We start from the raw sequence: 22797 nt of genomic DNA on the forward strand, positions 1-22797 counted from the left end.
GAATCCCGTCTTCCGCTCTTACTTGCGCCGGGGTGGCGGAACTGGCAGACGCACAGGACTTAAAATCCTGCGGTAGGTGACTACCGTACCGGTTCGATTCCGGTCCTCGGCACCACTTATTTCATAAATGCGCCCGTAGCTCAATTGGATAGAGCGTTTGACTACGGATCAAAAGGTTATGGGTTCGACTCCTATCGGGCGCGCCATATACGGGAAGTAGCTCAGCTTGGTAGAGCACTTGGTTTGGGACCAAGGGGTCGCAGGTTCGAATCCTGTCTTCCCGACCATTTCCGTTTTTAATTGGGGCCTTAGCTCAGCTGGGAGAGCGCCTGCCTTGCACGCAGGAGGTCAGCGGTTCGATCCCGCTAGGCTCCACCAATTAAATAGAATTAATTGACTTTGTTCCTGGGGCGGTGTAGCTCAGCTGGCTAGAGCGTACGGTTCATACCCGTGAGGTCGTGGGTTCGACTCCCTCCGCCGCTACCAAAAAAGGACCTTTAGCTCAGTTGGTTAGAGCAGACGGCTCATAACCGTCCGGTCGTAGGTTCGAGTCCTACAAGGTCCACCATTCTATTTAGTCATTCGGAGGTATACCCAAGTCCGGCTGAAGGGATCGGTCTTGAAAACCGACAGGGGAGTCAAATCCCGCGGGGGTTCGAATCCCTCTACCTCCTCCATTTTTATTATTAAAAATGGAATAACTTACTTCAGCGTACCGATTGAGCTGCATCTTCGCTAAGCTTTCTGAAATCGGGACAGAGAACGTGAATAATGAGCATTAAATAAGATTTATTTTATTACTGTCGCGGGGTGGAGCAGTCTGGTAGCTCGTCGGGCTCATAACCCGAAGGTCGCAGGTTCAAATCCTGTCCCCGCAACCAAATGGTCCCGTGGTGTAGCGGTTAACATGCCTGCCTGTCACGCAGGAGATCGCCGGTTCGATCCCGGTCGGGACCGCCATTTTTAATTAACAAAGCATAAACATCAGCGCACAAATTGAGCTGGTCCTTGGCTAAGCTTACTGAAATTTGGGCGAAGGTTTTAAGAATGAATTATCATTGTACTTCAAATTATAAAATGGCTTGGTAGCTCAGTCGGTAGAGCACGATCGAATAAGCTTCGAAGCATTAGCATCAGCGCACAAATTGAGCTGCTCCTTGGCTAAGCTTACTGAAATTTGGGCGAAGGTTTCAAGAATGAATTATCATTGTACTTCAAATTATAAAATGGCTTGGTAGCTCAGTCGGTAGAGCAAAGGACTGAAAATCCTTGTGTCGGCGGTTCGATTCCGTCCCAAGCCACCATTTACTTTAATGATGTAAATGTTAAACAAATATAATAGTGGCGGTTGTGGCGAAGTGGTTAACGCACCAGATTGTGGCTCTGGCATTCGTGGGTTCGATTCCCATCAGTCGCCCCATTTTTATATTTATATTGCGGGTGTAGTTTAATGGTAAAACTCTAGCCTTCCAAGCTAATGTCGTGGGTTCGATTCCCATCACCCGCTCCATAATGGGCCTATAGCTCAGCTGGTTAGAGCGCACGCCTGATAAGCGTGAGGTCGATGGTTCGAGTCCATTTAGGCCCACCATTCCTATTTTGGAGAAATAAGGTTTCAATATTATTCCGCAGTAGCTCAGTGGTAGAGCTATCGGCTGTTAACCGATCGGTCGTAGGTTCGAGTCCTACCTGCGGAGCCATATCTGGGGAAGTACTCAAGTGGCTGAAGAGGCGCCCCTGCTAAGGGTGTAGGTCGTGTAAGCGGCGCGAGGGTTCAAATCCCTCCTTCTCCGCCAGAAAGCCTTGTTTTTGGCCCGTTGGTCAAGCGGTTAAGACACCGCCCTTTCACGGCGGTAACACGGGTTCGAATCCCGTACGGGTCATACTTGAAAAAGCGCTGCACATCGTGCAGTGCTTTTTTTGTTGTATCAGAATTTATTTGTCCTAAGCTCCAAATGCAAGTGGAAACGTCCCGCAAAGCCGAATAACGGTATTAGATGGTAAGATTTCCAAGGATAACCTCTTCAAAAAAGAAAATACCTCCCGTTTTCCACTCCAGTGCAGCGGTCATCTTTCACCATCCAGATTCCTAAACCTGTTTTCGCATAAAAAGGCGGGACCAGGACTTTTCTGCCTGATATATCCAAGGCGCTTGCGCTTTTCTTAATGAATTTCTTAGTCTATCATATGTATTGATATTCCTCTCAATCTATTTGATGCAAACAATCCGCCGCTTCTATCTAACTAGCTGATTGTCATGGAGTAGAGGTAACTGGCAATTTCCTGACTGCAAAGTTTCTAACTCCTTGAGGCGGTTTTCTAACTCTAGGGCTACCGTTCTACGACTCATTATTCCTTTACTAGTTTTCAATGGCCATTTTATGAAAAGCCAAGCCTTGAAGAAATTGCAAAGTTCATCGTAAAATGAGAAATCTACCTTACAGTTCGAATTAAGACTCCAGCTCTCTGACACGCCTTTTGCTGATCTTATAATCGGATTGTTTTTCTGCAAAGCATATTTATAACCCCGCGAGACCTCTTAAATGATTCTGTAAAAATCCAACTCTAAAAATTCCAGGGAGTTCCTCTGAAAAAATGATTCACTTTCCTTTTCAAATGCTTAAAATATATTTTCAACAAATAATATAAATCATTTCATAATTCATTATGAAAGCAGGTTTGAGATATCTTTAGAAGAGGTATAAGTAATGGTACTAAAGTAAAAACAAAAGTTAAGAATAAAAATATTTCGACAATTCTTACTCATTTTGTCGAATTAATTATTTTTGCGATATAACTTACTTAAAATACACATTTAGAATATCCTGTTAAAAATACCTGTATTTTCTTCCGTATATTGATTTTTTTAGTATATTTGACTGATGTTCATTTCGCCAAATTCTTCGATTATTCTTATTTCTTTGATTTCCTCATTCGACATCATTTTAAAAGAATAGTTTTTTGAAAAATGAATAATGATTCATGACATATCATGTCAATAAGTAGAAGCGCTTACAAAAAAGGTAATCCTTCCTTCTGATTGAAATTAGAATTAAGATAAATTTATAGAAAGGGTGATTAGGAATGAATCTTGCTACGCCAACTGATTTTGAGGTTCATCTTTTCCATGAGGGAAATTTGTTTAAAGCCCATGAATTATTTGGTGCTCACAGCAGCGTTCGGAACGGTGTTTGCGGTACTGTGTTTACTGTTTGGGCTCCTCATGCGCTTGAGGTGCGGGTTGCAGGTGATTTTAATCACTGGGACGGCTCGGATCACAAGCTTGAAAGAGTGAATAATCAAGGGATCTGGTCTGCTTTTATTCAGGATATAAAAGAGGGTGACCTGTATAAATACGAGATTATTACTCGGAAAAATGAGAAAATTCTTAAATCTGATCCATTTGCCTTTTATGCAGAGGTGAAACCGAATACTGCTTCGATTGTTTATGATCTGGCAAATTATGAGTGGGATGATCAGAAGTGGCAGAAGAAGAAGCGGCAGAAGGAAATTTATAATCGGCCGATGTATATTTACGAACTTAATATTTGTTCCTGGAAAAAGAAAGAGGACGGCAGCCTTTATACATATTTGGAGCTAGCTGATATTTTGATTCCGTATGTTCTCGATCATGGCTTTACTCACATAGAGCTTCTGCCTATTATCGAACATCCTTATGACCGTTCATGGGGATATCAGGGAACCGGATATTTTGCGGCTACAAGCCGGTACGGAACTCCACATGAATTAATGAAGTTCATCGATCTTTGTCATCAGAGTAATCTTGGCGTCATCATGGACTGGGTGCCGGGCCATTTCTGCAAAGATGCTCATGGTCTGTATTTTTTCGATGGGGAACCGACATTTGAATATGAGAGATATGAAGACAGGGAAAATGAGGTATGGGGTACGGCTAACTTTGATTTAGGCAAGCCTGAGGTTCAGAGTTTCTTAATCTCCAATGCTCTTTTCTGGCTTGAAAAATATCATATTGATGGATTCAGAGTAGATGCAGTAGCGAACATGCTCTACTGGCAGAATACTGAAGAACCTCACGAAAATCCGTATGCAGTGAATTTCTTGAGAAAGCTGAATGAAAATGTATTTGCCTATGATCCTGGTGTATTAATGATAGCAGAGGACTCGACCGACTTTCCTCTGGTAACCTCACCTACCTCTGATGGCGGGCTTGGGTTTAACTATAAATGGAATATGGGGTGGATGAACGATATCCTCAAGTATATGGAAGCACCTCCGGAACAGCGGAAGCACCTTCACCACAAGGTGTCTTTTTCCCTGATTTATGCTTTTACTGAGAACTTTATCCTTCCGCTTTCACATGATGAAGTGGTTCATGGAAAACGTTCACTTCTGAATAAAATGCCGGGGGATTATTGGCAGAAGTTTGCTCAGTATCGTCTGCTTCTCGGGTATATGATGACTCATCCAGGAAAAAAACTGTTGTTTATGGGCGGGGAATTTGCCCAGTTTGATGAGTGGAAGGATCTTGAGCAGCTTGATTGGGTGCTTGATGATTTTGACATGCATCAAAAGGCAAGAACCTATTTCAAGGAATTGCTGGCTGTTTATAAAAGACAGCGTCCTCTGCATGAGCAGGATCACTCACAGGAAGGCTTTGAATGGATTGATGTGAATAATTCCGACCAAAGCATCTTTTCCTTTATCAGAAGAGGCCAAAAGCCTAATGAGCAGCTGGTAGTTGTCTGCAACTTCACGCCTCAAACCTACCACGAGTATAAAGTGGGGGTGCCGGCTGATACAAAATATATTGAAATCATGAACAGCGATGACACTGTATTTGGAGGATCAGGCCAAGTTAATAAGAAAGATCTTAAAGCACAAGAAGGCATTCAGCATAATCAGCCTTATCACATATCCATGACCATTCCGCCTTATGGAATATCCATTTTACGCGCAGTTAAAAAACGAGAGGAGACAATCAACCATGGTGAAAAAAAAGTGCGTCGCAATGTTATTGGCAGGAGGAAAGGGTAGTCGTTTAAGTTCTTTAACGCAAAACCTTGCAAAACCAGCAGTCCCATTTGGCGGAAAGTACCGCATTATCGATTTTACATTAAGCAATTGCTGCAATTCAGGTGTAGATACAGTAGGGGTGCTTACACAGTATCAGCCGCTAGTACTGAATTCTTATATCGGAATTGGCAGTGCATGGGATCTTGACCGCAAAAATGGAGGAGTTACTGTACTTCCTCCATACGCCGAGTCCTCTGAGGTGAAATGGTATAAAGGAACAGCAAGTGCCATCTATCAAAACCTTAACTATTTAAAACAGTATGATCCAGAGTATGTACTGATTTTATCCGGAGATCACATTTATAAAATGGATTATTCGGAAATGCTGGATTACCATGTGGAAAAAGATGCAGACGTGTCTATTTCTGTTAAAGAAGTGCCATGGGACGAAGCAAGCCGTTTCGGTATTTTGAATACAGATGCAAACCTTGAAGTCATTGAATTTGACGAGAAACCTCAAAATCCTAAGAACAACCTGGCATCAATGGGCATCTATATTTTCAAATGGTCCATTTTAAAAGAGTTCTTGGAAATGGATGAGCGTAATCCTTACTCAAGCCATGACTTTGGCAAAGACGTATTGCCTTTGCTGCTTGATGAAAAGAAAAAACTTGTGGCTTATCCTTTTAAAGGCTATTGGAAAGATGTTGGTACGGTTAAAAGCCTATGGGAAGCTAATATGGATCTATTAAAAGAAGTGCCTGATCTGGATTTATTTGATAACAATTGGCGCATCTATTCTGTGAACCCGAATCAGCCTCCTCAATATTTATCAGAGGGTGCGGAAGTTACTGAGTCTCTAGTAAACGAGGGATGCGTGGTTTATGGAACCATTCACCATTCGGTCTTATTTCAGGGCGTAACAGTGGGGCAGCATTCATTCCTGAAAAATACAGTTGTCATGCCGGATGCGGTCATTGGCAATAATGTTTATATTGAAAATGCGATTGTACCATCAGGATTAGTTGTACCGGATGGCATGGTCATTCGTTCGGATAAAGATATTGAAGAAGTTATATTAGTGACAGAAGAATTAGTAGAGCAAACGGCAGGAGCATAACCGGTAAGTACGATGTGCAAACAGCAGAGAAATCCTATTTATTTCCGATGAAAATAAACGAATGCGAGAGGTGGAACAGCTATGAATCAAAGGATGCTGGGAATTATTGATGCAACAACGTATACAAATGCCATCGAGGACTTAACGGTAAATCGGTCGATGGCTGCTATTCCGTTTGCGGGACGTTACAGATTAATCGATTTTGTTTTATCAAATATGGTGAACTCGGATATTGACAGTGTAGCTATTTTTCCGAAATACCAATATCGTTCTCTGATGGATCATTTAGGGTCAGGCAAGCAATGGGATTTAAACAGAAAGCGGGATGGACTGTTCTTTTTCCCATCTCCGCATTTAAACGACCAGTATAATGAATTTGGATCGATCCGCCAGCTTTCAGATCACATTGACTATTTCCTGAGAAGCAAACAGGAATACGCGGTAATTACAAACAGCTATACTGTCTGCAACATTGATTTTAAAGATGTTCTTGCGAAACATGTGAAAATGGGCTGCGATATTACAGAAATCCGCAAAGACGGGGAATCTTTGCATATGTATGTGATGTCGACGAAATTATTGCTGAATCTTATCCATGATAATAATCAAACAGGTTATAAAACCATTGCTCAAGTGATTATGGACAATACTCATAAAATGATGATTTGTGATTATGAGTTTGATGGATATGTTGCCATTATCGACTCTATTGAAAGCTATTACCGCCACAGTCTGGAAATGCTTAAGCCTGAAGTCTGGCAGCAATTATTCCTTAAAAACCGTCCTATCTTAACTAAGGTGAAGGATGAGCCGCCGGCAAGACACGGACAGAATGCTGTTGTGAAAAATTCAATGATTGCCAACGGCAGCGTGATTGAAGGACATGTAGAAAACAGTATTATTTTCAGAGCTGTTCATATTGGAAAAGGAACGGTCATAAAAAATGGCATCATCATGCAAAAATCTCAGGTTGGGGAAAATTGCGTGCTTGAGAATGTCGTTCTTGATAAGGATGTAAAAGTAGGCAGCGGCATCGAATTAAAAGGATCTTCGGATTTGCCGATCGTTCTTAGAAAAGGAACAGTACAAGGAGCGCTGATGAAATCGTGAAGGTATTATTTGTTGTATCGGAATGTGTCCCGTTTGTGAAATCCGGAGGTCTGGCGGATGTTGCAGGGGCGCTGCCCAAGGAATTAAAGCGTCTTGGGACGGATATTCGAGTGATTTTGCCTAAATACGGTCAAATTCCAGAACGTTTCCGCTCAAAAATGAAAAAGATGAAGGATATTGTCGTTCCTGTCGGATGGAGACGCCAATATTGCGGAATCGAACAGCTGGAATTTGAGGGAATCACGTATTATTTCATTGATCATGAATATTACTTTAAGCGTGACTCTTTATATGGCCATTTTGATGATGGGGAGCGTTTCTCTTTTTTCTGCAGAGCAGTTCTGGATTCGATTAAAGCGGTTGATTTCCAGCCTGATGTGATTCATTGTCATGATTGGCATACTGGCATGGTGCCATTCCTATTAAAAGAAGAATACGCCACTCAATCGTTTTATGAAAATATGAAAGCGGTTTTTACAATCCATAACCTGCAGTTTCAGGGGATTTTCCCAAGAGATATCCTCCATGATTTACTTGGTCTAGATGACAGGTATTTTAATGCCGATCAGTTGGAATTCCATGGCTTTGTGAACTTCATGAAAGCCGCTCTAGTTGCTTCAGATTTAATTACAACGGTAAGCCCTACTTACAAGAATGAAATCCAAACCCCGTACTTTGGCGAGCGTCTTGACGGCCTGCTGCGGGTGAAGGAAGCTTCCCTTGTGGGCATATTAAATGGAATTGATGATGCAATTTATAATCCGGGAGACGATCCATACATAGCGTTTCCATATGATGAGCACTCTGTCAAAAACAAAGCAAAGAATAAAAAAGAGCTTCAGAAGATGTTTGGTCTTCCGGAAAAAGAAGATACACCTCTTCTTACAATGGTTACTCGATTAACACAGCAAAAGGGCCTTGACTTGGTCGAGCGCGTGCTGCATGAAATGCTTCAATCAGATATGCAGATTGTCATTCTTGGAACCGGAGAGAAAAAGTTCGAGGATTTCTTCAGGCACATGGAGTGGCTGTATCCTGATAAATGCAAAGCGTACATCGGCTTTGATGAGCCGCTTGCACACCGCATTTATGCAGGGTCGGATTTCTTTTTAATGCCTTCGCAGTTTGAGCCATGCGGTCTTGGCCAGCTGATTGCTCTAAGATACGGATCGATTCCGATTGTCAGAGAAACTGGCGGCCTTAATGATACCGTAAATTCTTACCGCGATGATACAGGCGAGGGGAACGGCTTTACGTTCACGAACTTCAATGCACATGATATGATGAACACCGTTAACCGGGCATGCACGATTTATAAGAATAAAACCATTTGGAACAGCCTTGTCAAAACAGCTATGAAAGAAGACTACAGTTGGGCGCAGTCTGCGTTTAAATACAACCAGCTTTATGCTGATTTAATGACTAGGAGTGGGAGTCATGTTCTCTAACAAAAATGAATTTAAAGACAGTTTTCTAAAGCGCTTGGAAATGAGTTATGGAAAAAAATTCGCTGAATCAACAAAACGTGATCAATACCAAACGCTTGGAAATATGGTGAGAGAACATATCAGCAGCAATTGGATCTCAACAAACGAATGGAACCGTGCAAGCAACAACAAGCAAGTGTATTACTTGTCAATTGAGTTTTTGCTTGGAAGGCTGCTCGGCCAAAATCTTTTGAATTTGGGCATTCGTGAAGTTGTGCTTGAAGGATTCGCTGATCTTGGAATCGATCTTGAGGAGATTGAAGAAAGCGAAGCAGATGCTGGGCTTGGCAATGGCGGTTTAGGCCGCCTTGCTGCTTGTTTTCTCGATTCGCTCGCCTCATTAAATTTACCTGGACATGGTCTCGGCATCAGGTATAAACATGGTCTATTTGACCAAAAAATTGTGGATGGCTATCAGGTAGAATTGCCTGAGCAATGGTTAAGGCACGGAAATGTGTGGGAAGTCCGTAAACCCGATCAGGCAATTGAGATTCCATTTTGGGGTAAGATTGAACATTCACACGAAGATGGAAAGCTTGAATTCCGCCATGTTCACTCTGAAAATATTATGGCTGTCCCTTATGATATGCCTGTCATTGGCTATGAAACAAGCACAGTTAATACATTAAGACTGTGGAACGCTGAGCCGGCTCCGCATCCGCCTCACCGTGATGTACTTGCTTATAAACGCGAAACAGAAGCAGTCTCAGAGTTTTTATATCCGGATGATACACATGATGAAGGAAAGATTCTCAGGCTTAAGCAGCAATATTTCCTGGTTTCTGCAAGCCTGCAGTCCATTGTCCGGTCATACCTTAAAAAGAATGATACCCTGCATGAATTCCACAAGCATGTTGCCATCCATGTAAACGATACTCATCCGGTTCTTGCCATCCCGGAGCTGATGAGAATTCTGCTTGATGAAGAGCATATGGAATGGGAAGAAGCATGGAATATTACATTTAATACAATATCTTATACAAATCATACAACTTTATCAGAAGCGCTTGAAAAATGGCCCCTGCATATCTTTAAACCGCTGCTTCCAAGAATCTATATGATTGTCGAGGAATTGAACGAGAGATTCTGCAAAGAATTATGGAATCGTTTCCCGGGAGACTGGAAACGGATTGAAAATATGGCGATTATCGCTCACGGCGTCGTAAAAATGGCCCATTTAGCAATTGTCGGAAGCCACAGCGTCAATGGAGTTGCAAAGATCCATTCAGACATTTTGAAAAACCGTGAAATGAAACTGTTTCATCAGATTTATCCTCAAAAGTTCAACAACAAAACAAATGGCATCACTCACCGCAGATGGCTGCTTAAAGCCAATCCAGAACTGACCAATCTCATTACCGAAACAATCGGAACCGACTGGATTAAAAACCCGCACCTCATGATTGAACTAAAACGACATATCTATAATCCACTTTTAAAAGAAGAATTTGCTGCAGTCAAACGGAAAAGAAAAGAGATTCTTGCAGATCTTATTGAAAAGAAAACAGGAATTTCCGTTGATAAACATTCCATTTTTGATGTTCAGGTTAAGCGTCTGCATGCTTATAAACGCCAGCTCTTAAACGTGCTGCACATCATGTATCTCTATAACAGACTGAAAGAGGATTCCAATTTTACGATTTATCCAAGAACGTTTATTTTTGGAGCAAAGGCATCGCCAGGCTATTATTATGCGAAGAAAATCATTAAGCTTATTAATTCGCTTGCAGATAAAGTAAACAGTGATCCGAAAGTTTCAAAGGTGATGAAAGTCATTTTTATGGAAAACTACAGGGTCTCACTTGCCGAGCATATTTTTCCTGCGACAGATGTCAGTGAACAAATCTCTACAGCCAGTAAAGAGGCATCCGGCACAGGCAATATGAAATTCATGATGAACGGTGCGCTCACAATGGGAACATTAGACGGGGCGAACATTGAAATCTTAGAAGAAGTAGGAAAAGAGAACATCTTCACATTTGGCTTAAAAGCTGATGAGGTTCTGAACTATTACGAAAATGGCGGATATCGCTCATCTGAATATTATCATCATGATCTGCGGATCAGACAAGTGGTTGATCAGCTCACAAACGGATTCTTTCCTGATACCGAAGATGAGTTTGAAGCAATCAAAGATTCTCTTCTTTATGAAAATGATCAATACTTTGTACTGCGTGATTTTGCATCCTATGTGGATGCTCAGGAGCAGCTTGAAAAATCTTACAAAAACCAGGATAAATGGCTTGAAAAAGCTCTTCTTAATATAGCGCACTCAGGTTATTTCTCAAGTGACCGGACGATCCATGAGTACGCAGATGGCATTTGGGACATTAAGCCAATCCCTGTTCTTCATTAAGTTATGGAAAAACCCGCTTATTGAGCGGGTTTTTCTGCTGTCTGACATTTGGGATTCCAGCTGACAAAAGAGAAGATAAAATAAGATAGACGCATGAATTACATGGGTCTATCTTAAGAGATAAGAAGGTATAAATTTGCGCTTCTATGGCGAGCGGAATCGCTCAGGCTCCTTGGCCAGAACGGTTCTGCAAGTATTGGAAAAAAAATCGCCTTATTTGCTTGCGCTTTTCTTATTAACGATTATCCCCATCAAGCAACCGTCCAAGTCCGCCAAGGATGCTGCCTTCTCCTGAAGAGTGTCCGCCGGCGCTTGGCGCATTTGCAAAAATGCGGTCGGCAAGGCGGCTGAACGGAAGCGACTGCACCCATACAGTCCCAGGTCCTTGTACAGTTGCAAAAAATAATCCTTCACCGCCGAAGAAGGCCGTTTTGACTTTTCCGACATACTCCACGTTATAGTTCACGTCTCTCGTCATCGCGACAAGACAGCCTGTGTCGACTTTAAGACGCTCCCCGTCTGCAAGCTGCCGTTTATGTATTGTACCTCCAGCATGCAAAAAGGCAAGACCGTCTCCTTCAAGTTTTTGCATAATGAATCCCTCGCCGCCGAAGAAGCCGGTTCCTAATTTTTTCTGAAAATCAATACCGACTGATACGCCTTTTGCTGCACAGAGAAACGCATCTTTTTGGCAAACGACCTTGCCCTGCATTTGTTTTAAGTCGACAGGGATGATTTTTCCCGGATACGGAGCAGCAAATGAAACCTGCTTTTTGCCCCCCGCTTTATTGGTAAAGACCGTCATAAATAAACTTTCTCCGGTAATGACACGCTTACCGGCACCTACTAAACGGCTCATTAAGCCTTTTTGCTCTGATCCATCTCCAAAAATGGTTTCCATATCAATGCCGTCATCCATCATCATCATTCCGCCGGCTTCGGCTACTACACTTTCACTTGGATCGAGTTCAATTTCAACAAACTGCATGTCATCTCCATAAATCTTGTAATCAATTTCGTGTGCGTTCAAAAAGGTCACCTCTTTTCTTTTTTTGTAACCATTCGTCATTAAGGAAGAAAACCCTTCTGATTTTAATTTATAATGAAAGGAGTTCTTCAAAAAGGAGATAAGCCTATGCCAGTCATTAAAAACACCATTCTCATTAATGCGCCAATCGAAGTCTGCTTCGACCTTGCAAGAAATGTAGAGGTTCATACGAAAACGACCGGGAAAACAAAAGAGAAAGCGGTTGGAGGTGTAACATCCGGGTTTCTTGAAGAAGGGGATACAGTTGTGTGGGAGGCCGTGCACTTCGGTATTAAGCAAAGGCTGGCTGCCAAAATAACTGAAATGAACAGGCCGTATCAATTTACTGATATTATGGTTAATGGAGCTTTTAAGTCTTTCACTCATACACATACTTTCGCATCTTCTGGAAATGAAACAGAAATGATTGATTACTTTGTCTACCGGTCACCATTAGGATTGTTAGGCAAAGCGGCAGATTATTTATTTTTAATAAAGTACATGGAAAAATTTCTCTCAGACCGGGCAGCAGAGCTGAAAAAAATCGCAGAAGCAAAATGAAACAGAGTCCCAAAGCGGGAACTCTGTTTTTTTAAGCTCCATTGCCTGACTCATCGGTCAGAAAGGATCCGCCTTTCGCAGCTGACAAGGACAATTCGCACTTATTCACTATAAGGTTCTTTCTCTGATGCAGGCAGGTCCCCAAAAGGAGTCATCAGTCCTTCTTCATCAAGTGTATGTTCATACTGTCTATGCTGTATGTTTGGATAGACGGTTACGTTTTTGCCCTCGATATCTGTAGCTGCAAAGTTCTCATAATCTTCAACATACCCTGTTGGGTCATCGTTTTCCATATAAACGTCATTGTAAGAATCAACAGGATACTCCATGTCAGACGGAGTTTCAGAGTTGCCGAAGCGCTCTACATCCTGATATGTGTCTTCTGCATCATAGGCTTCAGAGTCGCTTTCATCGTATTCGAATTGACCAAATGCCGGCTCGAGGATGCTTTCCTCAATCGGTCTTGAACGGGAAATGGCCTGCTCAGGTGAATGTTCCTTGCATGTTGTAGCTGTGGGAAGCACTTCAAGTCTTTCTTCCGGTATGTCAGTTCCGCATACTTCGCAAACCCCGTAAGTTCCCTTTTCAATGGCTGCAAGTGCCCGGTTGATATCGCTTAATTCTTCTTCAACATGCTCATTTAATGCAATATCTTTTTCACGTTCATAAAGTTCTGTGCCTTCATCACCAGGGTGATTGTCATAGCTTGAAAGCTCTCCTGTAGAATCGTGTCCGAAGCTTTGCTCTAGCCCGAAATGTTTGCTTTCCTGCAGGTGCTGCTCAATTTCTGCTTTTCTTGCGTCAAGCTGTGAGCGAAAGGAAGCCAGTTGCCCGTTGTTAAGCATTCCATTCACGCTCCTTCCTTAAGAAGTAATTTCTTCTTTTCTTAGAGATAAGAAAGTATAGAATTTTGCGCATTGATGTCCAGCTCCAGCGCCCAACTCCTCGGCCAGAACAAAATCCCCCAAAAAAGTCAAACCCGGACTTTTTCGGTGATTTCTTATCTGTCATGCCTGAGCTAAACAGGCGCTTACGCTTTTCTTAGTATGAACAGAAAGGGCCAAATCATAATTGTAAATAATGCACAAAAAAACACGGCCCATTAAAGGGCCGTGTAATGGTTAGATTGTACTTATGAATAAACCGAGTGCGAGCAAGAAGCCGAATTGAATATTTGTTTGAGCAGTTGCTTTCATTGCAGGCATCATTTCAAGCGGAAGTGATTTGCCGACGAATTTTTTTACGGCACTGTATGCTTTAGGTGTGCTGATTAAGACTAAAAGCGCCCAAAAAGACAAGTGTCCGAGTGCAATCATGATCAATATGACCGCATATGAGGCAGCGAACATGGAAGCGAGGAAAATAATCGCATTTTTGCGTCCAATCAGAATTGCCAGTGTTTTGCGCCCGTTTTCTTTATCGCCGTCGAGATCACGGATATTATTTGACAGCATGATGTTTCCAACCAGGAAAGCGATCGGAATGGAAATAATGATGCTGATCACTGATATCGCACCAGTTTGAATGTAATACGCAAGGAGGATAATTACCATGCCCATAAAGAAACCTGCAACAAGCTCCCCAAATGGAGTGTAGGCAATTGGCATAGGGCCGCCTGTATAAAAATAGCCTGTAGCCATGCAGATTAATCCAATAACAGCGATCCACCAAGTGGAAGTCATGCAAATATAAATACCTAATAGTGCGGCCACGGCGAAAAATGCAAAGGCAAGGTTTAATACAGTCTTTGGTTTCACACCATTCCTGACAATTGCTCCGCCGATTCCGACAGAGTTTTCATTATCAAGTCCGCGTTTAAAATCGAAATATTCATTAAACATATTGGTTGCAGCCTGAATTAAAATGGATGCAATCAGCATAGCTAGAAATAATAAGATATGAACCTGACCTTCATTTAAAGCAAGCACCGTACCGATCGTAACAGGAATAAAGGCTGCAGACAATGTGTGCGGACGCAGCAGCATCCACCATACTTTCCAGCTTTTATCCGGTTTGATGGAAGGCACGTTTTGTGTCGTGTGCGATTGTGTATGCATCAAAGATTTCTCCCCTTTTTGTAAACCAGATGGAGCACGTTTGCTTCCCAGAATTAAGTGTAGGAAATTTACAATATTGTGTCAATCCTTTTACAAAAGTTTGAACAATCATTTAATTCCCTGACAGGGAAATTTCTTCCCCGAGAGCTTTTGATTTTAATGTTGTCAGGGTAGTAATATAATAAGGATAATAGTCGTTATTTCTATTATACCATTTCTTTGTCCAAGTACTATTGACACCTCTTTCCTCTGAGGTGTATCTTAATATAAGCGATTTTTCGGTTTTGGAGGGATTTCCAATGATTACGGCATTAAAACATACATTTACGGAGATTATGAAGCGTGCTTTGGAGGAAGCAAGACAGTTTGATAAACCGGTCATATTAAGTCAGGTCAAGCCGTTGAATGATTCGATGAACCCCCTCCATTTTTATGCGGCCGGCGAGCGGCTTTTTTTAGGCGAGCGGTTTTATTGGGCAACTCCCGGTTCACGCTTTACGATTACAGGCTTGGGAAACGAATGCACAGTAGAGAATGATTCTGCTGAAAGCGATCGTTTCGGGCGGATTGAGTCTGATTGGAAACGCTTTAAAAAAATGGTGCATTACGAAGATGGTGCACAATCTCATATAGGTACAGGCGCTTTATTATTCGGAGGTTTTTCTTTTGATCCGCATAACCGCAGAAACGAGCGCTGGAATAACTACCCTGAGGCAAAATTCTTTTTGCCTGCGGTTATGCTAACCGTAAAAGACAGTGTCTCTTATCTGACAATCAATCGAGTGATAAAGCCGGATGATGATCTTGAATCATGTGCCAAGCATTTCACAACGATTGCTGAAGAAGTTCTGACTGGAAAGACTAGCATGGGGGATGTGTCTGTAAATAATTACACTCTAAAAGAGGCGGATACGGACACATGGCTTTCAGCAGTGCAGAAAGCTACAGAAATAATTAAAAGCGGTAAGCTGGATAAAGTCGTGCTGGCACGTGAAGTACAGCTTGAGTTTGATCACAAAATTAATATTTATTCAGCTTTAAGCAAACTGCAGACAGAGCAGCCTACAAGCTTTATCTTTTCTTTTGAAAATGACCGGCAATCGTTCATTGGAGCGACACCTGAACGACTGATCAAAAAGGAAAACAGCAGGCTGCTTTCAACATGTCTTGCTGGTTCCATTAAAAGAGGGAAGAACAAGCAAGACGATACGGAGCTTGGAACAGAGCTTTTAAATGATGAAAAAAACCTGATCGAGCATGCGATTGTTGTGAAAATGATTAAAGATTCGTTTGAGGAATGCTGCAGTGAAGTGGATGTTTCAGATCACCCGCAATTATTAAAAACAAAAAATATTCAGCATTTATATACACCGATTGAAGGATCAATGAAAGCAGGTTATTCTTTATTGAACTTAGTGGAGAAGCTTCATCCGACACCTGCCCTGGGCGGATATCCAAAAATGGCTGCTGTTGAAATGATCAGAGAAATTGAGCCTATGGACCGAGGCTGGTATGCAGGTCCAGTAGGCTGGCTTGATGCTGAAAATAACGGTGAGTTTGCAGTAGCCATCCGCTCAGGTTTAATTGAGGGTGAGCAGGCAACTCTGTTTGCCGGGTGCGGAATTGTAGCAGAATCCGATCCTCAAATGGAATATCAGGAAACACTGATTAAGCTGAAGCCGATGCTCTCTGCGCTGGGAGGAGTCAATCATGAGTGCAAATAAATCTTTAACCCTTTATGCAGCAAGTTTCGTTGATGAATTAACTAAAGCGGGTGTCCGGGATGCAGTTATCAGCCCTGGTTCTAGGTCAACGCCTATGGCCATGCTGATGGCTGAGCATCCTGATATCACTATTCATGTTCTGATTGACGAGCGATCAGCAGGTTTTTTTGCCCTTGGCATGGCTAAGATGCAGCAAAGACCTGTTGCATTGCTTTGTACATCTGGAACGGCGGCAGCTAATTATTATCCGGCAGTTGTTGAGGCATTCTATTCAAGAGTGCCTTTACTTGTTTTAACGGCAGACCGTCCGCACGAGCTTAGAGATGTGGGTGCCCCGCAGGCAATCGATCAGCTGCATCTGTTCGGCCGCTATGCAAAATGGTTTGCTGATATGGCGATTCCGGAGCATACTGCTGAGCTTCTTCATTATGGAAGAACAATGGCCGCGCGTGCAGCGGGCAAAGCCATATCTTCTCCAGCAGGACCGGTTCATCTTAATTTTCCGTTCAGAGAACCTCTCGTACCTGATTTAGAATCTGAGGATTTATGGACAAGTTTGAATAGCCGCCCTAAACAGGTTCAAGTAACAGCAGGTTCTGCAGTTATTGCTGTTTCCGAAGTGCAGCGCTTAGCTGATCTCATGTCAGAAGAAAAAAAGGGATTGATTATATGCGGAGAGCTTCGCGATCCTGATTTCGCTCAAGCGGCGGTAAACTTATCTTCCATCCTGAAGTATCCGATTCTTGCTGATCCTCTTTCTAATTTAAGAACAGGTTCTCATGATCAATCATCTGTCATTGAATGCTATGATGCATTTATGAAGGATGAATACATAACAGAGCAGCTAAAGCCAGAAGTCATTATCCGGTTCGGAGCAATGCCGGTTTCAAAGCCGCTGTTTTTATTCTTGAAGAAAACGGCTGACATCTGTCAAATTGTTGTGGATGGACAAGGAGGCTGGCGGGAGCCGACCTTAATGGCCGCGGAAATGATTGAATGCAGAGAAAGCTGGCTGTGCAACGAACTTACCAAACAGGTCAAAACGCGGGAAGATGCGGATTGGCTGCAGTCATGGCAGAAAATAAATCTCATTTCGCGTGAGTTAGCAGGCTCAGCTGAAGACAAAGGCGGCGACCTGTTTGAAGGAAATGTCTTCCGTGAATTGCAGCATGCACTTCCCCAGAAGTGTCAGCTGATTGCAGGAAACAGCATGCCAATTCGTGACTTGGATAATTACTTCCTGAACACCGAAAAGGACATTGAAGTTTTTGCGAACCGCGGTGCAAATGGAATAGATGGGATCGTATCGACAGCGCTTGGAATGAGTGCGGGTGCCGGCACAGATTATCCCACTTTTTTAGTCATCGGCGACTTATCTTTTTATCATGATATGAATGGTCTGCTTGCTGCGAAAATGCACAAGCTCAATTTGACCATCATTCTCGTTAATAACGATGGGGGAGGCATCTTTTCGTTTCTTCCGCAGTCAAAAGAAGAGAAGCATTTTGAAACTTTATTCGGCACGCCGTCAGGTCTTGATTTCAAACATGCTGCCGATTTATATGATGCTGCCTATACATTGCCTGCAACATGGGAAGAATTCCGGGCAGCAGTGTCAGAAGCTGTCATTAAAAAAGGCTTAAATATCATAGAGGTGCGCACAAATCGTCAAACCCGTGTCGGCATTCATCGTGAATTGATGAATCGTGTTTCCCAGGAAATAAGAGAGAAGATCTTAAAATGATGCTGACGATAAGAGGAGTATCCTATCATGTCGAAACATATGGAGAAGGAACACCACTAGTTCTTCTCCATGGATTTACAGGTTCAGCTGAAAACTGGCATCCCTTTCTGGGCACGTTCAGTCAATATAAAGTTATTTTAATTGATCTGATAGGACACGGACAGACAAATTCGCCTTCAGAATTTGAACGATTCAGCATGGAGCAATCGGTGAAGGATTTACATGCTGTATTTGCAGAGCTTCATCTTAATAAGTTCATACTTGCAGGCTATTCTATGGGAGGAAGGCTGGCATTAACCTATGCCGTTTTGCACCCTGGACAGATTGACAAGCTGATCCTTGAAAGTGCCTCTCCTGGTTTAAAAACAGAGGCTGAGAGGATGAATAGAAGAGAAAATGACCGAAAGCTCTCTCAATTTATTAAAGAAAAGGGAATGGAATCCTTTATAGAATTCTGGGAGAATATTCCGCTTTTTGACACTCAGAAAGCTCTCTCAGAGGACGGACAAAAAAAACAGCGGAGACAAAGGCTGAAAAATGATGAGACGGGGCTTGCAAACAGTCTTTTAGGGATGGGGACAGGATCTCAGAGGTCCTTATGGGACAGCCTCGATACTCTAAACATTCCAGTTCTGCTGCTAAGCGGAGAGCGGGATGAAAAGTTCTGCAGAATCGCAAAAGAGATGAAAAATTTGCTCCCGCTTTCGACATTTATTAAAATAATTGGTGCAGGTCATGCAGTTCATGTGGAACAACCGCAAATCTTTGGTAGAATAGTAAATGAGTTTATTAATTCGTAAACGTATTCATAAGGAGGCAGTACGCGAAATGACAGTAGAATGGATTGCTGAACGCAAGTACGAAGATATTTTATATGAAACGTATAATGGGATTGCCAAAATCTCGATTAATCGTCCAGAGGTACATAATGCATTCCGTCCGAAAACGGTAATGGAATTAATTGATGCTTTTGCTTATGCAAGAGATGACGCAAATGTTGGGGTAATTATATTAACTGGAACAGGCGGCAAAGCATTCTGTTCAGGCGGCGACCAAAAGGTGCGCGGTCATGGCGGTTATGTTGGCGAAGACCAAATTCCGCGTTTGAATGTTCTCGATCTTCAGCGCTTAATCCGCGTGATTCCAAAACCGGTTATTGCCATGGTAGCGGGGTATGCAATCGGCGGAGGCCACGTGCTTCATATTGTCTGCGATTTAACAATTGCAGCTGACAATGCTGTTTTCGGCCAGACGGGTCCAAAAGTGGGCAGCTTTGATGCTGGTTATGGTTCAGGATACCTTGCCCGTATTGTCGGACATAAGAAAGCACGCGAAATCTGGTTCCTATGCCGTCAATACAATGCACAGGAAGCACTTGACATGGGTCTTGTCAACACGGTTGTGCCTTTAGAAAAGCTTGAAGAAGAAACGGTTCAATGGTGCGAGGAGATACTAGAAAAGAGCCCGACTGCCATTCGTTTCCTTAAAGCTGCATTTAATGCAGATACAGACGGCCTTGCAGGTATTCAGCAATTTGCGGGAGACGCAACTCTGCTGTACTATACAACGGATGAAGCTAAAGAAGGAAGAGATGCTTTCAAAGAAAAACGCAATCCTGACTTCAAGCAGTTCCCAAGATTCCCTTAAACAACATGCAGCAGCTTGATGATTTCATCAAGCTGCTTTCTTATAGTTTTGAATTTTAGTCTCTTGCATCTTTGTCTGGCGCAAGGGACCAGATCCCGGGAGCAGACCTTTTAGCTTGCGCTTTTCTACAATTTAAGGCGGTGAACAAAAAAATGAATACAATGCCCAATTGGTTAGAGCAGCGTGCCTATTTAACCCCTGACCGAATGGCGATGATAACAGAAGAGAGAACAATAACGTTTCGTGAACTGCATGAACTGACAGAACAAATAGCCTTTACTTATTATCAGCATGGGATCAGAAAAGGACAGCATGCTGCCATCCTTATGAAAAACAGGATAGAAATGGCTGCTGCTATTCATGCGCTCACATACATTGGGGCCACAGCCGTGCTGTTAAATACAAGATTGACTGCCTCAGAGCTTGATTGGCAATTAAGGGATTCAGAAGCAGCATTCCTCATTTGCGATGCAGCCCTTAATCAAAATTGGGAAAACCCAGACTGGATAACAATCGATAGCGCAGAGCTTGTAACAGCAGAAACAGCTTCTGTTCAATATGAACATTCATTTAATTTAGATATGACGGCAACTATTATGTACACATCTGGAACAACCGGAAAACCGAAGGGTGTTCTTCAATCATTCGGAAATCATTATTGGAGCGCTGCCGGTTCCTCATTAAATCTTGGGCTTCATCATGATGACAGGTGGCTTTGCGCCGTTCCTCTTTTTCATATCAGCGGTCTGTCCATCTTAATGAGAGGTGTAATCTATGGAATGACCGTCATTCTTCATGAATCCTTTCATCCCTTAAGAGCAAACCGCGAAATCATGGAGAACGGTGCAACAATCGTTTCTGTTGTCCAAACCATGCTCTCCCAGATGATCGATAAACTTGGAGAAGGTGAATATCCGGAGACTTTCAGATGCACGCTGTTAGGCGGCGGTCCGGCACCTATGCCGTTATTGAAGGAATGTGAGAAGAAAAAAATTCCTGTCTATCAAACATACGGAATGACAGAAACCTCCTCGCAGATTGTCACGCTATCACCTGAGTACAGCCTGACAAAGCTTGGTTCAGCAGGTAAACCGCTTTTTCCGTGCATGATTAAAATTATGAAGAACGATCAAGTCTGCCGCCCTTTGACAGAGGGAGAAATTCATGTGCATGGACCGAATGTAACGAAAGGGTATTGGAAACGTGATGCTGTTATTCATGATGGATGGCTGCAAACAGGAGATATGGGATATCTGGATGAAGAAGGATTTTTATATATCCTTGACAGACGTTCGGATCTGATCGTATCAGGCGGCGAAAATATTTATCCGGCCGAAATTGAAGCTGCCCTGCTTTCTCATCCTTCTGTGATTGAAGCCGGTGTAACCGGAATGCCTGATGCAAAATGGGGGCAGGTTCCGCACGCATTCATTGCGGCTAAAGATGAAGTGAGTGAGGAAGAACTGATTGCCTATAGTTCAGCCCAGCTTGCAAAATATAAAATTCCAAAACGCATTCATTTTATCGACAAGCTGCCTAGAAATGCTTCAAATAAATTAGTGCGCAGAATGCTCGCAGAAATTATTGGTGGTACACATGATTGATGTACAGGAAGTGACCCTTCATCACCTTGATATGAAGCTCGTTGCCCCCTTTCAATCCAGTATTGAAACAGTTTCCAGCCGGGAGAGTGTTCTAATTGAAGTACGTGATCGCAGCGGAAGAATAGGATGGGGAGAAGTTGTTGCATTCTCTTCACCCTGGTACACAGAAGAAACAATTGGAACGTGTCATCACATGCTGAAATCATTTCTTATCCCTCAGCTGCTTGCAAAACCATTTCAAGATCCGGAAGCATTCATTGATTCTTTTTCCTATATCAGAAGAAATCAAATGGCTAAGGCAGCGATTGAAGGTGCAGTATGGGATCTTCATGCAAAGTGTAAGGAAAAGCCGCTTGCAGCCATTTTAGGCGGTACGGCAGAGCAAATTGATTCAGGTGTTGTCGTTGGCCTGTCTTCAATGGAACACATGCTTGAAACAATTGAGAAGCATGTCAGCGAGGGATATAAACGAATTAAAATAAAAATCAAGCCTGGATTAGATGCTGTCCTGCTTCATGAAATCAGAAACCATTTTCCGTATGTTCCCTTAATGGCAGATGCCAACTCTGCTTATACGCTCGATGATATCAGCCTTTTAAAGGAACTTGATCAGTATAATCTTTTAATGATTGAACAGCCGCTTGCTCACGATGACATTATTGATCATGCGGTTTTGCAGGCTCAAATAAAGACACCGATTTGTCTTGATGAGAGCATTATTACGCTAAATGATGCAAAAAAAGCGATTCAGCTGGGCAGCTGCGGCGTCATTAATATTAAGCCGGGGAGAGTCGGCGGTCTTTTTGAATCGTTGAAAATTCATGATTATTGCATGCAGCACAATGTTCCGGTCTGGGTAGGAGGAATGCTTGAAACAGGGGTTTCACGGGCACATAACATCGCCCTTGCATCACTTCCGAATTTCACAATACCCGGTGATATTTCTGCATCTTCACGATATTGGGAAGAAGATATCATTTCTCCGCCGGTTACCGTTAATAATGGGAAAATTAATATACCTGCAGGTCCTGGGATCGGATTTGAAGTAAATCGGAGTAAATTAGCAAAATACTGTACACATATTGAACGTTTTACTAAATAAATTCGATTTTTCTCTAGGAGAAAATCCGATTTTCGCTCTGCATAATTTGATTTTGCGGTTTTGTGAAATTTCGCATTCCATGTTAAAAATATATGGAATGATGCTAGAGACATCATTTCGACAATCAGCCCTCTCTGCTTCAATCTTTGGCCAGCTATGTATGTAGCTGGCTCTTTTTGTTTTATATAGCATAATTCCCGCCTATGTCTAGCTCCTTCGCCTGACTCCTCGGCCGGAACAAAAAAACCCTGAGGACTTTCAGA

At 42.6% G+C, this 22797-nt stretch carries 15 protein-coding genes and 16 tRNA genes; 28 read left to right on the forward strand and 3 right to left on the reverse strand.

The window, feature by feature from the left end; genetic code table 11:
* Positions 1 to 26: 26 nt before the first annotated feature.
* The 21 genes from ABEQ24_RS03130 (at position 27) to ABEQ24_RS03230 (ending at position 11068) form a co-directional block, all read left to right on the forward strand.
* A tRNA-Leu gene (locus ABEQ24_RS03130) sits at positions 27 to 115 on the forward strand.
* Between the two features lie 14 nt (positions 116 to 129).
* Positions 130 to 206, forward strand: a tRNA-Arg gene (locus ABEQ24_RS03135).
* Positions 207 to 210: 4 nt separating this feature from the next.
* Positions 211 to 287, forward strand: a tRNA-Pro gene (locus ABEQ24_RS03140).
* Positions 288 to 302: 15 nt separating this feature from the next.
* A tRNA-Ala gene (locus ABEQ24_RS03145) sits at positions 303 to 378 on the forward strand.
* A gap of 31 nt (positions 379 to 409) precedes the next feature.
* Positions 410 to 486 (forward strand) — tRNA-Met (locus ABEQ24_RS03150).
* 5 nt (positions 487 to 491) lie between these two features.
* Positions 492 to 568, forward strand: a tRNA-Ile gene (locus ABEQ24_RS03155).
* A 16-nt stretch (positions 569 to 584) separates the two neighbouring features.
* Positions 585 to 677 (forward strand) — tRNA-Ser (locus ABEQ24_RS03160).
* Between the two features lie 127 nt (positions 678 to 804).
* A tRNA-Met gene (locus ABEQ24_RS03165) sits at positions 805 to 881 on the forward strand.
* Positions 882 to 884: 3 nt separating this feature from the next.
* Positions 885 to 960, forward strand: a tRNA-Asp gene (locus ABEQ24_RS03170).
* Between the two features lie 268 nt (positions 961 to 1228).
* Positions 1229 to 1304 (forward strand) — tRNA-Phe (locus ABEQ24_RS03175).
* 40 nt (positions 1305 to 1344) lie between these two features.
* Positions 1345 to 1420, forward strand: a tRNA-His gene (locus tag ABEQ24_RS03180).
* Positions 1421 to 1436: 16 nt separating this feature from the next.
* Positions 1437 to 1510: transfer RNA gene (locus tag ABEQ24_RS03185), tRNA-Gly, on the forward strand.
* A gap of 4 nt (positions 1511 to 1514) precedes the next feature.
* Positions 1515 to 1591 (forward strand) — tRNA-Ile (locus ABEQ24_RS03190).
* Between the two features lie 34 nt (positions 1592 to 1625).
* Positions 1626 to 1700 (forward strand) — tRNA-Asn (locus tag ABEQ24_RS03195).
* A 5-nt stretch (positions 1701 to 1705) separates the two neighbouring features.
* Positions 1706 to 1796: transfer RNA gene (locus ABEQ24_RS03200), tRNA-Ser, on the forward strand.
* A gap of 15 nt (positions 1797 to 1811) precedes the next feature.
* A tRNA-Glu gene (locus ABEQ24_RS03205) sits at positions 1812 to 1883 on the forward strand.
* A gap of 1201 nt (positions 1884 to 3084) precedes the next feature.
* A complete protein-coding gene (gene glgB, locus ABEQ24_RS03210; RefSeq protein ID WP_430005431.1) occupies positions 3085 to 5016 on the forward strand; it encodes a 1,4-alpha-glucan branching enzyme in 1932 nt (643 codons plus the stop codon).
* Complete coding sequence (locus ABEQ24_RS03215; protein WP_430005640.1) at positions 4970 to 6115, forward strand: glucose-1-phosphate adenylyltransferase; 1146 nt, start codon at positions 4970 to 4972, stop codon at positions 6113 to 6115. Before glgB ends, ABEQ24_RS03215 begins: the two co-directional genes overlap by 47 nt.
* Before the next feature lie 81 nt (positions 6116 to 6196).
* Positions 6197 to 7225, forward strand: a complete 1029-nt coding sequence (locus ABEQ24_RS03220) for a sugar phosphate nucleotidyltransferase (RefSeq protein WP_430005432.1) — start codon at positions 6197 to 6199, stop codon at positions 7223 to 7225.
* The gene (gene glgA, locus ABEQ24_RS03225; protein ID WP_430005433.1) at positions 7222 to 8673 is read left to right on the forward strand and encodes a glycogen synthase GlgA; all 1452 of its coding nucleotides are present in this window, start codon (positions 7222 to 7224) and stop codon (positions 8671 to 8673) included. The genes ABEQ24_RS03220 and glgA overlap by 4 nt, the downstream gene beginning before the upstream one ends.
* Complete coding sequence (locus tag ABEQ24_RS03230) at positions 8663 to 11068, forward strand: glycogen/starch/alpha-glucan phosphorylase (RefSeq protein WP_430005434.1); 2406 nt, start codon at positions 8663 to 8665, stop codon at positions 11066 to 11068. Before glgA ends, ABEQ24_RS03230 begins: the two co-directional genes overlap by 11 nt.
* 235 nt (positions 11069 to 11303) lie before the next feature.
* Here ABEQ24_RS03230 and ABEQ24_RS03235 read toward each other — a convergent pair whose 3' ends face one another.
* Positions 11304 to 12098, reverse strand: a complete 795-nt coding sequence (locus ABEQ24_RS03235) for a TIGR00266 family protein (RefSeq protein WP_430005435.1) — start codon at positions 12096 to 12098, stop codon at positions 11304 to 11306.
* A 105-nt stretch (positions 12099 to 12203) separates the two neighbouring features.
* Here ABEQ24_RS03235 and ABEQ24_RS03240 point away from each other — a divergent pair, with 105 nt between their 5' ends.
* On the forward strand, positions 12204 to 12656 hold the full coding sequence (locus ABEQ24_RS03240) for an SRPBCC family protein (protein ID WP_430005436.1): 453 nt from the start codon (positions 12204 to 12206) through the stop codon (positions 12654 to 12656).
* A 101-nt stretch (positions 12657 to 12757) separates the two neighbouring features.
* Here ABEQ24_RS03240 and ABEQ24_RS03245 read toward each other — a convergent pair whose 3' ends face one another.
* Both ABEQ24_RS03245 and ABEQ24_RS03250 read right to left on the reverse strand, forming a co-directional pair.
* Positions 12758 to 13501: a TraR/DksA C4-type zinc finger protein gene (locus tag ABEQ24_RS03245; RefSeq protein WP_430005437.1), complete on the reverse strand. Its 744-nt coding sequence runs from the start codon at positions 13499 to 13501 to the stop codon at positions 12758 to 12760.
* A gap of 276 nt (positions 13502 to 13777) precedes the next feature.
* On the reverse strand, positions 13778 to 14713 hold the full coding sequence (locus tag ABEQ24_RS03250) for a 1,4-dihydroxy-2-naphthoate polyprenyltransferase (protein WP_430005438.1): 936 nt from the start codon (positions 14711 to 14713) through the stop codon (positions 13778 to 13780).
* Between the two features lie 299 nt (positions 14714 to 15012).
* Between ABEQ24_RS03250 and ABEQ24_RS03255 the strand changes: the two genes are divergently transcribed.
* From ABEQ24_RS03255 to menC, 6 genes are all read left to right on the forward strand, one after another.
* Entirely contained in the window at positions 15013 to 16437 is a 1425-nt protein-coding gene (locus ABEQ24_RS03255) for an isochorismate synthase (protein ID WP_430005439.1), read from the forward strand.
* Positions 16424 to 18181 carry a 2-succinyl-5-enolpyruvyl-6-hydroxy-3-cyclohexene-1-carboxylic-acid synthase gene (menD, locus tag ABEQ24_RS03260; RefSeq protein ID WP_430005440.1) on the forward strand — a complete coding sequence of 586 codons (1758 nt, stop codon included), beginning with the start codon at positions 16424 to 16426 and terminating at the stop codon, positions 18179 to 18181. The genes ABEQ24_RS03255 and menD overlap by 14 nt, the downstream gene beginning before the upstream one ends.
* Complete coding sequence (gene menH, locus ABEQ24_RS03265; RefSeq protein WP_430005441.1) at positions 18178 to 18981, forward strand: 2-succinyl-6-hydroxy-2,4-cyclohexadiene-1-carboxylate synthase; 804 nt, start codon at positions 18178 to 18180, stop codon at positions 18979 to 18981. Before menD ends, menH begins: the two co-directional genes overlap by 4 nt.
* A 28-nt stretch (positions 18982 to 19009) precedes the next feature.
* Positions 19010 to 19828 (forward strand): 1,4-dihydroxy-2-naphthoyl-CoA synthase, encoded by an 819-nt coding sequence (menB, locus tag ABEQ24_RS03270; RefSeq protein ID WP_070878739.1) that lies wholly within the window; start codon positions 19010 to 19012, stop codon positions 19826 to 19828.
* Positions 19829 to 19980: 152 nt separating this feature from the next.
* A complete protein-coding gene (locus tag ABEQ24_RS03275; protein WP_430005442.1) occupies positions 19981 to 21432 on the forward strand; it encodes an o-succinylbenzoate--CoA ligase in 1452 nt (483 codons plus the stop codon).
* Positions 21425 to 22534, forward strand: a complete 1110-nt coding sequence (gene menC, locus ABEQ24_RS03280) for an o-succinylbenzoate synthase (RefSeq protein ID WP_430005443.1) — start codon at positions 21425 to 21427, stop codon at positions 22532 to 22534. Before ABEQ24_RS03275 ends, menC begins: the two co-directional genes overlap by 8 nt.
* The last annotated feature ends 263 nt before the right edge of the window (positions 22535 to 22797 follow it).

This window comes from Metabacillus idriensis (assembly GCF_050483325.1).
Classification (GTDB): Bacteria; Bacillota; Bacilli; order Bacillales; family Bacillaceae; genus Bacillus_P; species Bacillus_P idriensis_A.

Bases quoted from the DNA above. Each gene is read 5' to 3' on its own strand.
- ABEQ24_RS03220 (WP_430005432.1), top strand. From the start codon at position 6,197: ATGAATCAAAGGATGCTGGGAATTATTGATGCAACAACGTATACAAAT.
- ABEQ24_RS03245 (WP_430005437.1), bottom strand. From the start codon at position 13,501: ATGCTTAACAACGGGCAACTGGCTTCCTTTCGCTCACAGCTTGACGCA.
- ABEQ24_RS03275 (WP_430005442.1), top strand. From the start codon at position 19,981: ATGAATACAATGCCCAATTGGTTAGAGCAGCGTGCCTATTTAACCCCT.
- menH (WP_430005441.1), top strand. From the start codon at position 18,178: ATGATGCTGACGATAAGAGGAGTATCCTATCATGTCGAAACATATGGA.
- menB (WP_070878739.1), top strand. From the start codon at position 19,010: ATGACAGTAGAATGGATTGCTGAACGCAAGTACGAAGATATTTTATAT.
- ABEQ24_RS03255 (WP_430005439.1), top strand. From the start codon at position 15,013: ATGATTACGGCATTAAAACATACATTTACGGAGATTATGAAGCGTGCT.
- menC (WP_430005443.1), top strand. From the start codon at position 21,425: ATGATTGATGTACAGGAAGTGACCCTTCATCACCTTGATATGAAGCTC.
- ABEQ24_RS03250 (WP_430005438.1), bottom strand. From the start codon at position 14,713: ATGCATACACAATCGCACACGACACAAAACGTGCCTTCCATCAAACCG.
- menD (WP_430005440.1), top strand. From the start codon at position 16,424: ATGAGTGCAAATAAATCTTTAACCCTTTATGCAGCAAGTTTCGTTGAT.
- ABEQ24_RS03230 (WP_430005434.1), top strand. From the start codon at position 8,663: ATGTTCTCTAACAAAAATGAATTTAAAGACAGTTTTCTAAAGCGCTTG.
- ABEQ24_RS03240 (WP_430005436.1), top strand. From the start codon at position 12,204: ATGCCAGTCATTAAAAACACCATTCTCATTAATGCGCCAATCGAAGTC.
- glgB (WP_430005431.1), top strand. From the start codon at position 3,085: ATGAATCTTGCTACGCCAACTGATTTTGAGGTTCATCTTTTCCATGAG.